The following is an 11,587-nucleotide window of genomic DNA, read 5'->3' on the forward strand; positions in this document are numbered from 1 at the left end:
CGAGGGGGCGGCTCGGGGACTCAGACGGCCGCCGACTCGCCGGGCGCCAGCCGCGCGTACTCGGTGGGGGCGATGCCCGCGCCCTGCGGGCTCAGGTTGCGGGCGTAGACCGGGAGGGCCAGGTCGGTGAGCAGCGCGTCGTGAACGGCGAAGGCGCGCTCCGGGCGGACCTCGCGCACGTAGTCCACGACCTCGGAGATCTTGTTCCACGGGGCCTGCACCGGCAGCAGCAGGGTGTGCACCTGCCGCTCAGGCACGGTCAGCGCGTCCCCTGGGTGGAAGAGCGCGCCGCCGACCAGGAAGCCGATGTTGGTGATGCGCGGGATGTCCGGGTGGATCACCGCGTGCAGCTCGCCGTGCACCTCGACCTCGAAGCCGGCCGCCTCGAAGACGTCGCCGTGGCCCACCGTGTGCACCCGGCCGGGGAACGCGGGGGACAGCTGCTCGGCGACGCTGCGCAGCGTCCAGAGCTCGGTGCCGGGGGAGGCCTCGAGCGCGGCGCGCAGCCGGCCCCCGTCGAAGTGGTCGGGGTGCTCGTGGGTGACGAGCAGGGCGTCGGCGCCGAGGGCCGCGTCCTCCTCGCTGAACGCGCCGGGATCGATGACCAGCGTGCGCCCTTCCCGCGTGAGGCGGACGCAGGAGTGGCCCTTCTTGGTGAGCTCCATGGCGGCCATTCTGCTACGCGCCACCGACAGCGGCCGACGAAGGTCAGGGGCCCGGCCGGGACCGGGGAACGAAACCGCCCGGTGGCCGGCCCTCGCGGGCGGCCACCGGGCGGTCGGCGGACGGCGGGCCCGTCAGGACTCGGCGCCCGCCCTGGCCTCGCGCCGGTTGTCGCGGAACGCGTACACCCGGCGGGCCATGGCGAACAGCGGGATCACCGCGCCGAGCACCAGCTGGAGCGAGCAGCCGGTCTGGAGCAGCAGCAGGCCACCGGGCGCGTCGAAGGCCCAGGCGGTCAGCAGGGCCATGGACAGCACGATCCAGGACAGCATGGCGATGGCGAGCGTGCCGCGCGGCTTCGGGTACTCCACGCGGCTCACCATCAGCCAGGCCACGCCCAGGATCGCCAGCAGCGTCGGCGTGAACGGCAGCTCGAGCAGCACGATGGAGACCACGGTGAGCGCGCCGAAGGGGCTCGGCATGCCCTGGAAGACGCCGTCGGGCATCGTCACGCACGAGAATCTCGCGAGTCGTAGCACCACGGCGAGCAGCACCACCGTGGCCGCGAGCGCCGACAGCGGCTCGTGGACGTCGCCCGCCACCATCCCCCAGACCAGCACGAAGTAGGCCGGGGCCAGGCCGAAGCTGATCAGGTCCGACAGGTTGTCCAGCTCGGCGCCCATCGGGGAGGCCCGCAGCTTCCGGGCCACCAGGCCGTCGAAGAGGTCGAAGACCGAGGCCAGCAGCATCAGCAGCACCGCGGTCGCCGCGTTGTTCCGCACCACACCGGCGTCCCCGCTGTTGGTGAGGTGCGGGATCAGCACACCGGTGGTCGTGAAGTAGACGGCGAGGAAGCCGCACGTCGCGTTCGACAGCGTCAGCGTGTCCGCTATCGAGAGACGCATCGACAGCGGAAGATCGTCGACCTCCGCGTCGTCGTCCGCCGCCCAGGACGTCGCCGGGGCCCTCGTCTCCGAGGTGGATCGCTCAGTCACGGTCAAGACGTGTCACTCCCGCGGTGGTGTGCTGGCCGACCTCGACCGCCGGCTCGACGCCCTCCGGGAGGTAGACGTCCACCCGTGAGCCGAACCGGATCAGGCCGACCCGGTCGCCCTGCTCGACCTTGCAGCCCTGCGGTACGTACGGCACGATCCGCCGCGCCACCGCGCCGGCGATCTGCACCATCTCCAGGTCGCCGAGCTCGCTGTCGAAGCGCCACACGACGCGCTCGTTGTTCTCGCTCTCCTTGTCGAACGCGGGCACGTAACCGCCGGGGATGTGCTCGACGGAGGCCACCGTGCCGGCCACCGGAGCGCGGTTGACGTGCACGTTCAACGGGCTCATGAAGATCGCCACGCGCGTCCGCCCGTCCGGCCACGGCATGATGCTCTGCACCACGCCGTCCGCCGGCGAGAGCACCCTGCCCTGGCCGAGCTCCCGCTCCGGGTCGCGGAAGAACCACAGCATACCGGCGGCCAGCGCCGTGGTCGGGACGGCCGCGGCGGCCCAGGCTCCGGAACGGCGGGCCCTGACCAGCGTGACGGCGGCCGCGGCCAGGGTGGGCAGCAGCCACGGTGAGGCGCCGCGCGCCAGTCGGATCCGGCCGCTGCTGGATGGAAGGGAAGAGCGGTAAGGCATGGGAGACCTTCGTAGCGGGGAACATTGCACCGGTGCACCTCCGCTCGCGCGGAGAGGGCCCCGAAGCGGTGCGCGTGTCTCGATGCTATAGGTCCCGGACCGTAACTCGGCAAGCCAGCAGGCCGGTCGGGGGCCGAATGCCTGGCGTCGACCCCCGCCCGAGCTCGGGCAATCGCCGCATTTCAGTCCGGCAGCCGGTATTCGTCGAGCAGCCGGCGACCGATGATCATTTTCTGGATCTCGGCGGTTCCCTCGCCGATCAACAGCATCGGCGCCTCCCGGTAGAGGCGCTCTATCTCGAACTCTTTGGAGAACCCGTAGCCGCCGTGGATGCGGAACGAGTCCTCCACCACCTCCTTGCAGTACTCGGCGGCCAGATACTTGGCCATCCCGGCCTCCAGATCGTTGCGCCGCCCCGCGTCCTTGGCCCGCGCGGCCCGCACCATCAGGCCGTGCGCGGCCTCCACCCTGACCGCCATCTCGGCCAGCCGGAACTGGATCGCCTGGTGTTCCGCGATGGGCCGGCCGAAGGCCCGGCGCCGCTGCGCGTAGGAGATGCCGAGTTCGAAGGCGCGCAGGGCGACGCCGCAGCCGCGCGCGGCCACGTTCACCCGGCCGACCTCGACCCCGTCCATCATTTGGTAAAAACCTCGGCCGGTGGTCCCGCCGAGCACCCGGTTGGCGGGGACGGGGAACTCGTCCAACACCATTTCGGTGGTGTCGACCCCCTTGTAGCCCATCTTGTCGATCTTGCCGGGGATGGTGAGCCCCGCTCTGACCCGGCCGAATCCCGGCTCCTTCTCGACCAGGAACGTCGTCAGCGAGCGGTGCGGCGGGGCATCGGCCGGCAGGCCCTCGTCCGTGCGGCACAACACGGCCACCAGGTGTGCGGAGCCCCCGTTGGTCAGCCACATCTTCTGCCCGCTCAACCGGAAGCCGCCGTCCGCGGCGCGCACGCCCCGGGTGGCGATCGCGGCGACGTCGGAGCCGAGTCCCGGCTCCGACATCGAGAACGCGCCGCGCACCTCGCCGGTCGCCATCCGTGGCAGGAAGTGGTCACGCTGCTCCTCGGTGCCGTGGTGGACGAGCAGGTGCGCCACGATGAAGTGGGTGTTGACGATGCCGGAGACGCTCATCCACCCGCGGGACAGCTCCTCCACGCACAGCGCGTACGTCAGCAGCGACTCGCCGAGCCCGCCGTACGCCTCGGGGATGGTCAGCCCGAAAAGACCCATCTCCCGCAGGCCGGCGACGATCTCCGCCGGGTACTCGTCCCGGCGCTCAAGATCGCCCGCGACCGGCAGTATCTCCTTGTCGACGAAGCGCCGTACCGTTTCGACGATCTCCCGCTGGACCTCGGTGAGACCCTCCGTGCTCGCCAGCCGCCGCATCTCACCGCTCTCCTTCCGCACGCCCGGCCGTGGGCACGAGCACCCTGCGGCGGAACACGCAGACCAGCGTGCCGTCCTGGTTGTGGCCGCGGGTCTCCACGGTCACCACCCCCCGGTCCGGCTTGGAGCTCGACACCCGCTTGGCCAGCACGGCCGTCTCCCCGTAGACGGTGTCGCCGTGGAACGTCGGCGCGGTGTGCCGCAGCGACTCCACCTCCAGGTTGGCGATGGCCTTCCCCGACACGTCGGGCACCGACATGCCGAGCAGCAGCGAGTACACGTAGTTGCCGACCACCACGTTGCGCCCGAACTCCGTCTCCCGCGCGGCGTACTCGGCGTCGAGGTGCAGCGGGTGGTGGTTCATGGTCAGCAGGCAGAACAGGTGGTCGTCGTACTCCGTGATGGTCTTGCCAGGCCAGTGTCTGTAGACGTCCCCAACGCTGAACTCCTCGAAGGTTCGGCCGAATCGCACGGTGTCCTCCCAAGCGGTCGATCTGGCGGGGTGGTCGGACGGGCGGGTGGTTCCCGGCTCAGGCCGGGGGAGTGAAGGAGCTGGTGCGCGTCAGGCCCGCGGCGCGGCCCTTGGTGGCGATGACGAGGGCCATCTTGCGGCTGGCCTCGTCGATCATCTCGTCGCCGAGCATCGCCGAGCCCTTCGCGCCACCGGCGGCCGACGTGTGGTGGGCGTAGGCGTCCAGGATGAGTTCGGCGTGGTCGTAGTCCTCCTGGCCCGGCGAGAAGATCTCGTTGGCCGCCTCGATCTGGCCCGGGTGCAGCACCCACTTGCCGTCGAAGCCGAGGGCCGCCGCCCGGCCGGCCACCTCCCGAAACGCGGGGACGTCCCGGATCTGCAGGTAGGGGCCGTCGATGGCCTGGAGGCCGTTGGCGCGCGCCGCCATCAGGATCCGCATCAGGACGTAGTGGTAGGCGTCGGCCGGGTAGCCGGGCGGCTGCTCGCCGACCACGAGCGACTTCATGTTGATCGAGGCCATGAAGTCCGCCGGGCCGAAGACCAGCGTCTCGAGTCGGGGCGAGGCCGCCGCGATCGCGTCGACGTTGACCAGGCCCCTGGCGTCCTCGATCTGGACCTCGATGCCGATCCGGCCCACCGGGAGGTCCGTGGTCCGCTCGATCTGCGTCAGCAGCAGGTCCAACGCCCGCACCTGGTCGGCGACCTGGACCTTGGGCAGCATCAGGCAGTCCAGGTTGGCGCCGGCGCCCTCCACCACCGTGATCACGTCGCGGTAGGTCCACTCCGTGGTCCAGTCGTTGACCCGAACGACCCGCGTCTTCCCACCCCAGTCACCCTCGTTGAGCGCCTTGACGATGGCGTGCCGGGCGCCCTCCTTGGCCAGCGGCGCGCAGGCGTCCTCCAGGTCGAGGAACACCTCGTCGGCGGGGAGCTGTTGGGCCTTCGCCAGGAAACGGGGGTTGCTGCCGGGGACGGCCAGGCAGGAGCGGCGTGGGCGGATCATGGCAGGGCCTCCAGGGAGTCGAGACGGTGCGCGAGACGGATCTCGTCGACGATACGGCCGATGATTCCGGTGATCGCGAAGTCCTTCGGGGTGAACACCGCGGCCACCCCGGCCGCCCGCAGCGCCGCCGCGTCCCCGGCCGGGATGATGCCGCCGACGACGACCGGCAGGTCACCGGCGCCCGCCGCGCGCAGCCGGTCGAGCACGTCGGGCACCAGCGCCGCGTGCGAGCCGGACAGGATGGACAGGCCCACGCAGTGCACGTCCTCCTCGACCGCGGCCGCCACCAGCTGCGCCGGGGTGAGCCTGATGCCCTGGTAGACCACCTCGAAGCCGGCGTCCCTGGCCCGGACCGCGATCTGTTCGGCGCCGTTGCTGTGGCCGTCGAGTCCCGGCTTGCCCACCAGTAGCCGCAGCCGGCCGACGCCGAGCGCGCGCGCCGTGTCGGCGGCGGCCCGCCGGACGGCGGCGAGCGCCGGGTCGGGCGCCGCGCCGCCGGCCGGCCCCGCGCCGCCGACCCCGGTGGGGGCGCGGTACTCGCCGAACACCTCGCGCAGCGCGTCCGCCCACTCCCCGGTGGTGACCCCGGCGCGGACGCAGTCCAGGGTGGGGAACATCAGGTTCTCCCCGGTGCCGGCCGTACGCCGCAGCTCGTCGAGCGCCCGGCGGGCCGCCGCCGCGTCCCGCCGGCCGCGCCAACGGCTCAGCGCCTCGATCACCGGGCCCTCGGCCGCCGGGTCCACGGTCAGCACGGCCGCGCCCGGGTCGGCGGTCAGCGGGCTCGGCTCGGTCGACGTATAGCAGTTGACGCCGACGATCCGCTCCTCACCGCTCTCGACGCGGGCCCGGCGGCGGGCGTGGGACTCGACGAGCTGCCCCTTGAGGTAGCCGGAGGCGACGGCCGCCAGCGCGCCGCCCATCTCCTGCACCCGCTCGATCTCCGTCCACGCCTCGGCGGCCAGCGCCTCCGTCCGCTCCCGCACGACGTGGCTGCCGGTGAACAGGTCCTCGTAATCCAGCAGGTCGCTCTCCTCCGCGAGCACCTGCTGGATCCGCAGGCTCCACTGCTGGTCCCAGGGCCGGGGCAGCCCCAACGCCTCGTTCCACGCCGGGAGTTGCACGGCGCGGGCGCGGGCGTCCCGGGAGAGCGTGACGGCCAGCATCTCCAACACGACGCGCTGCACGTTGTTCTCCGGCTGCGCCTCGGTGAGGCCGAGCGAGTTGACCTGCACGCCGTACCGGAAGCGGCGCTGGGCCGGATCCGTGACGCCGTACCGCTCGCGGGCGATCCGGTCCCAGACGACGCCGAACGCCCGCATCTTGCACATCTCCTCGACGAAGCGGACGCCGGCGTTGACGAAGAACGAGATCCGGCCGACGACGTCGCCGAACCGCCCGGGGCTGATCCGCCCCGAGTCGCGCACCGCGTCGAGCACGGCGATGGCGCTGGTCATGGCGTAGGCGATCTCCTGCACCGGAGTCGCCCCGGCCTCCTGCAGGTGGTAGCCGCAGACGTTGACCGGGTTCCAGCGGGGCAGGTGGCTGACCGCGTAGGTGATGGTGTCGGTGGTCAGCCGGAGCGAGGGCCCGGGCGGGAAGACGTAGGTGCCGCGGGCCAGGTACTCCTTGACGATGTCGTTCTGGGTGGTGCCGCGCAGCAGGGCGGGGTTGGCGCCCTGCTCCTCGGCGACGGCGCGGTAGAGGGCGAGCAGCCACATGGCGGTGGCGTTGATGGTCATCGAGGTGTTGGCGCGCTCCAGCGGGATGCCCTCGAACAGCTCCCGCATGTCGCCGAGATGGGCGACCGGGACGCCGACCCGGCCGACCTCGCCGCGGGCCAGCGTGTGGTCCGGGTCGTAGCCGGTCTGGGTCGGCAGGTCGAAGGCGACGGACAGGCCGGTCTGGCCCTTGCCCAGGTTGCGGCGGTAGAGCTCGTTGGAGGTCCGTGCCGTGGTGTGCCCCGCGTAGGTGCGCATCAGCCAGGGGCGGTCGCGTCCGGCCATCTCAGGCTCCGCTGCCGACGGTCCGGGCGACGGGCGCGCGGAAGCGGTTGATGGCGGGCAGGTGGCGTTCGCGCAGCTCCCGGTCGCGGACGCCGAGGCCCTCGGCGGGGGCGAGCGCGAGGATGCCGACCTTGCCCTGGTGGCGGTTGGCGTGCACCTCGTGGGCCGCCCTTCCGGTCTCGGCCAGCGGGTAGACGCGGGAGAGGGTGGGGTGGACCCGGCCCTTGGCGATCAGCCGGTTGGCCTCCCACGCCTCGCGGTAGTTGGCGAAGTGCGAGCCGACGATCCGCTTGAGGCTCATCCATAGGTAGCGGTTGTCGTAGGCGTGCTCGTAGCCGGTGGTGGAGGCGCAGGTGACGACGGTGCCGCCGCGGCGGGTGACGTACACGCTGGCGCCGAACGTCTCGCGCCCCGGGTGTTCGAGGACGATGTCGACGTCCTCGCCACCGGTGAGCTCACGGATCCTGCCCCCGAACCGCCGCCACTCGCCCGGGTCCTGGGTGTGCTCGTCGCGCCAGAAGCGGTAGTCCTCGGCGTCGCGGTCGATGACGGCGGCGGCGCCCATCCGGCGGCAGAGCTCAGCCTTCTCGGGGCTGGAGACGACGCACACCGGGGTGGCGCCGCCGGCGAGCGCCAACTGGGTGGCGTAGGAGCCGAGTCCGCCGCTCGCGCCCCAGATCAGCACGTTGTCGCCCTGCTTCATGGCGGCGCCGTTGCGAGAGACCAGCTGGCGGTAGGCGGTGGAGTTGACCAGACCTGGCGCGGCCGCCTCCTCCCAACTGAGGTGGCGGGGCTTGGGCATCAGCTGGTTGGCCTTGACCAGCGAGAGCTCGGCGAGGCCGCCGAAGTTGGTCTCGAAGCCCCAGATGCGCTGCTGGGGGTCGAGCATGGTGTCGTCGTGCCCGTCGGCCGATTCGAGCTCGACGGAGAGGCAGTGCGCGACCACCTCGTCGCCGGGACGCCAGGCGTTGACGCCCTCGCGACGCGCAGCACGACGCCGGCCAGGTCGGAGCCGATGACGTGGTAGGGCAGGTCGTGGCGGGCGGCGAGCGGCGAGAGCCGGCCGTACCGCCGCAGGAAGGCGAAGGTGGGGACGGGCTCGAAGATCGAGGTCCACACCGAGTTGTAGTTGATCGAGCTGGCCATCACGGCGACCAGGGCCTCGCCGGGGCCGAGCGTGGGCACCGGCACCTCGTCCAGGTGCAGGGAGGCCCGGGGGTCCTTGGCCCGGCTCGGCAGGCCGTCGAACATCGCGGTCTCGTCGCGGTGCACGGTGATGGCGCGGTAGGACTCGGGGAGCGGCAGGGCGGCGAAGTCCGCTTCGCCGACCGCGGATTCGTCGAGCGCGGCGATCGCCGCCAGGATCTCCTTCACGGGCTGCCTCCGAGGGCAGGCGGGGTCACGGCAGTTGGCTGAGCGCTTGAGCTGTGAACGTGGGTGTGCGGCTCGCGCGGTGGCGCGGCGGTCCTGGCGCCCGCGAGTGCGTGGGACAGCGCCCGGATTCCCGTACCGTATGGCACCCGGTGCCGCCTCGCAAGGCACTGCGTGCCAACAATTCCGCTCGTTTGTCCTCACCCCTCGCGCATTCGAGCGGAAGGGTGGGGGCGGGGGCGGGGGCGGACTAGGACCGGTCGGTCAACGCCTGTTCGATGGTGCGCATGACCTCGGTCAGCGGCGCGTCGGTGCGCGCCACCGTCACCAGCACCTCGCCCTTCGTCGACGCGAAGGCGGCCGGCGGCGAGGCGGTGGCGGCGATCACCGGCAGCGAGGCGAAGGTGCGGCGCACGATCGCGAACGCGTGGTCCAGCTCGGCCTCCACGTCGCCCTCGCCGTCCCGCCGCAGCCAGCGCCGCAGCACGTGGTTGTGGGCGGTCACCACGGCGGCCGCCGCGACCTCGGCCAGCAGCGGCTCGTCCCCGTTGTGCGAGTTCTCGTCGAACTGCCCGAGCAGATAGCGGGTGAACAGCCGCTCGTAGCGGGCCACCGAGGCGATCTCCCGCTCGCGCAGCGCCGGCACCTCGCGCGTCAGCCGGTAGCGCTGCACCGACACGGCGGGCGCCGCCGCGTACATCTTCATGACCTCCTTGATGCCGCGGCACACCGTGTCGATCGGGTTCTCGTGCGCGGGCGCCGCGTCGAGCACCGCCTTGGCGCGCTCCAGGGTGTCGTCGTGGTCGGGGAAGATCGCCTCCTCCTTCGACCGGAAATGGCGGAAGAACGTCCGACGGGCGACGCCGGCCGCGGCGGCGATCTCGTCCACCGTGGTGGCCTCGTACCCCTTCGTCGCGAACAGCTCCATCGCGGCGGCGGCGAGCTGCCGGCGCACCTTGAGCCGCTGGTGGGAAACCTGGGGGCGGACGGACTTCACGGGCTGGGCCATGAGGCGAACGTACTCCATCCGTCACTCGCGACGCGCCCGCGTTCCACGCCGGCTCAGCCGGCGGACGCGTACGCGTGGAAGCCGCGCCCCGACTTCCGGCCGAGGCAGCCGGCGGCCACCAGCTGGCTCAGCAGGCCGGCCGGTTCGTGCGTCGGCTCCCCGAACTCGCGGTGCAGCGTCCGCTGGATGGCGAGCGCGACGTCCAGGCCCACGACGTCGAGCAGTTCGAACGGGCCCATCGGGTAGCCGGCGCCGAGCCGCATCGCGGTGTCGACGACGGCCGGCGTCGCGTAGTGCTCCTCCACCATCCGCACCGCGTCGTTGAGATAGGGGAAGAGCAGGGCGTTGACGACGAAGCCGGCGCGGTCGCGGCAGTCCACCGGGTGCCGGCCGATCGCGGCGCAGACGGCGTGCGCCGTGGCGTGCGCCGCGTCGCCGGTGAGGACGGTGCGCACCACCTCGACGAGCCGCATCGCCGGGGCCGGGTTGAAGAAGTGCATGCCGACCACGTCCGCCGGCCGGCGGGTGGCCCGGGCGCAGGCGATCACCGGCAGCGACGAGGTGGTCGTCGCCAGCACGGCGCCCGGCCGGCAGGCCTCGTCGAGCGCCGCGAACAGCCGTCGCTTGACGGCCAGTTCCTCGGCCACCGCCTCGATCACCAGGTCGGCTTCGGCCAGCGCGGCGAGCGAGCCGGCCGACCGGAAGCGGGCCAGCGTGGCATCCCGTTCGGCCGCCGGGATCCGGCCCTTGCGCACCCTGCGGTCGAGCGAGGCCGCGATCCGGTCGCCGGCGGCGGCCGCGCGCGCCTCGTCGCGCCCCACCAGCGTCACCGGCAGCCCGGCCGCGCCGAACACCTCGGCGATCCCGGCGGCCATGGTGCCCGAGCCGACCACGCCCACGGCCGCCACCTCGCGCGGCGCGCCGGGCCGGCCGCCGCCGGCCGGGGTCAGCTTGTCGGGCACCGGCTCGCCCGAGTGCGGCGCGCGGTAGGTGTAGAAGCCGCGCCCCGCCTTGCGACCGGTCATCCCGGCCTCGACGAGCTGCCCGAGGATCGGCGCCGGCGCGTGGGGCCGGCGCCCGGTGCGCTGGTGCAGCGCCTCGAGCACGGCGCGCGCGGTGTCCAGGCCGATCAGGTCGAGCAGCGCCAGCGGACCCATCGGCAGCCCGCAGCCCAGGCGCATCGCCGCGTCGATGTCCTCTCGGCTGGCGTAACGCGACTCGTACATCGCGGCCGCCTGGTTGAGGTAGCCGAACAGCAGCCCGTCCGCGATTAGGCCAGGCCGGTCGCCGGCGGGCAGCGGCTCCTTGCCGAGATCGCGGACGAGCGCGGTGACGGTGGCCAGCGCCTCGGGCGCGGTGAGCACGGACGAGACCACCTCGACCAGGCGCATCGCGCGCACCGGGTGGAAGAAGTGCAGCCCGACGACCCGGTCCGGGCGCGCGGTCTCGGCCGCGAGCCGGGTGACGGGGAGCGCGTCGGTGGTGGTGGCCAGCACGGCGGTGGGGCGGACGACCTCGTCGAGAGCGGTGAGCACGGCGCGCTTGAGCGCGAAGTCCTCGGGCACCGCCTCGACGACCAGGTCGGCGTCGGCGACCGCGCGGAGCTCGGCGTGCGCGGTGAGGCGGCCGGGACCGGCGGACGCGGCGAGCGCGCGGCCGCTGGCGGCCGGGTCGACGTCGACGCCGATCACCTCGCGCCCCGACCTGACGAGGGCTTCGGCGAGGCCGGCGCCGAGGGTGCCGAGCCCGACCACGGCGACGGTCGGCAGGTCGGGCGGCGCGGGCGAGGGGGAGAGGAGGGCGGCCGAGGCGGCGGCGCGCTGGTCCATGACGAACTCCAGGGTGACGACCGGGCAGGGGCGAACTGTCGGACGGCGGGCCCCTGTCCCGGGGGTCCGCCGCGTGGTTCGCGACCGCGTCACCGCATCGAACGAGCCGCATGGCGCTCTGATGAGCAGGGTACTGATCCGGGGGCGCCCGCCGCCACCCCCGCGACATCCCCCGCGCCTGTGGCACCGGTCACCCGCGGGCGTACCT

General features: G+C 72.8%; 9 protein-coding genes and 1 pseudogene. All 10 read right to left on the reverse strand.

Annotation, left to right across the window (positions count from 1 at the left end):
- Positions 1–20: 20 nt before the first annotated feature.
- Positions 21–665: an MBL fold metallo-hydrolase gene (locus tag E1265_RS25530; protein WP_132933358.1), complete on the reverse strand. Its 645-nt coding sequence runs from the start codon at positions 663–665 to the stop codon at positions 21–23.
- Between the two features lie 132 nt (positions 666–797).
- Positions 798–1,568 carry a CDP-diacylglycerol--serine O-phosphatidyltransferase gene (gene pssA / locus E1265_RS25535; protein ID WP_243741102.1) on the reverse strand — a complete coding sequence of 257 codons (771 nt, stop codon included), beginning with the start codon at positions 1,566–1,568 and terminating at the stop codon, positions 798–800.
- 82 nt (positions 1,569–1,650) lie between these two features.
- Entirely contained in the window at positions 1,651–2,301 is a 651-nt protein-coding gene (locus E1265_RS25540) for a phosphatidylserine decarboxylase (protein WP_132933360.1), read from the reverse strand.
- 182 nt (positions 2,302–2,483) lie between these two features.
- On the reverse strand, positions 2,484–3,692 hold the full coding sequence (locus E1265_RS25545) for an acyl-CoA dehydrogenase family protein (protein ID WP_132933361.1): 1,209 nt from the start codon (positions 3,690–3,692) through the stop codon (positions 2,484–2,486).
- 1 nt (position 3,693) lies between these two features.
- The gene (locus E1265_RS25550; RefSeq protein WP_132933362.1) at positions 3,694–4,164 is read right to left on the reverse strand and encodes a MaoC family dehydratase; all 471 of its coding nucleotides are present in this window, start codon (positions 4,162–4,164) and stop codon (positions 3,694–3,696) included.
- 58 nt (positions 4,165–4,222) lie between these two features.
- Complete coding sequence (locus tag E1265_RS25555; RefSeq protein ID WP_132933363.1) at positions 4,223–5,167, reverse strand: CoA ester lyase; 945 nt, start codon at positions 5,165–5,167, stop codon at positions 4,223–4,225.
- Entirely contained in the window at positions 5,164–7,170 is a 2,007-nt protein-coding gene (locus tag E1265_RS25560; protein ID WP_132933364.1) for a protein meaA, read from the reverse strand. The genes E1265_RS25555 and E1265_RS25560 overlap by 4 nt, the downstream gene beginning before the upstream one ends.
- Before the next feature lies 1 nt (position 7,171).
- Positions 7,172–8,544 (reverse strand): annotated as a pseudogene (ccrA, locus tag E1265_RS25565) (crotonyl-CoA carboxylase/reductase).
- A gap of 247 nt (positions 8,545–8,791) precedes the next feature.
- Positions 8,792–9,568 (reverse strand): TetR family transcriptional regulator, encoded by a 777-nt coding sequence (locus E1265_RS25570; RefSeq protein WP_132933365.1) that lies wholly within the window; start codon positions 9,566–9,568, stop codon positions 8,792–8,794.
- A gap of 35 nt (positions 9,569–9,603) precedes the next feature.
- On the reverse strand, positions 9,604–11,379 hold the full coding sequence (locus E1265_RS25575; protein ID WP_132933366.1) for a 3-hydroxyacyl-CoA dehydrogenase: 1,776 nt from the start codon (positions 11,377–11,379) through the stop codon (positions 9,604–9,606).
- Positions 11,380–11,587 lie beyond the last annotated feature (208 nt).

The sequence above is a fragment of the Streptomyces sp. 8K308 genome, assembly GCF_004348315.1.
Lineage (GTDB): Bacteria > Actinomycetota > Actinomycetes > Streptomycetales > Streptomycetaceae > Streptomyces.

Excerpts from the sequence above, each read along its gene's own strand:
- E1265_RS25530 (WP_132933358.1), bottom strand. The coding sequence starts at position 665 with ATGGAGCTCACCAAGAAGGGCCACTCCTGCGTCCGCCTCACGCGGGAA.
- pssA (WP_243741102.1), bottom strand. The coding sequence starts at position 1,568 with ATGCGTCTCTCGATAGCGGACACGCTGACGCTGTCGAACGCGACGTGC.
- E1265_RS25540 (WP_132933360.1), bottom strand. The coding sequence starts at position 2,301 with ATGCCTTACCGCTCTTCCCTTCCATCCAGCAGCGGCCGGATCCGACTG.
- E1265_RS25545 (WP_132933361.1), bottom strand. The coding sequence starts at position 3,692 with ATGCGGCGGCTGGCGAGCACGGAGGGTCTCACCGAGGTCCAGCGGGAG.
- E1265_RS25555 (WP_132933363.1), bottom strand. The coding sequence starts at position 5,167 with ATGATCCGCCCACGCCGCTCCTGCCTGGCCGTCCCCGGCAGCAACCCC.
- E1265_RS25560 (WP_132933364.1), bottom strand. The coding sequence starts at position 7,170 with ATGGCCGGACGCGACCGCCCCTGGCTGATGCGCACCTACGCGGGGCAC.
- E1265_RS25570 (WP_132933365.1), bottom strand. The coding sequence starts at position 9,568 with ATGGAGTACGTTCGCCTCATGGCCCAGCCCGTGAAGTCCGTCCGCCCC.
- E1265_RS25575 (WP_132933366.1), bottom strand. The coding sequence starts at position 11,379 with ATGGACCAGCGCGCCGCCGCCTCGGCCGCCCTCCTCTCCCCCTCGCCC.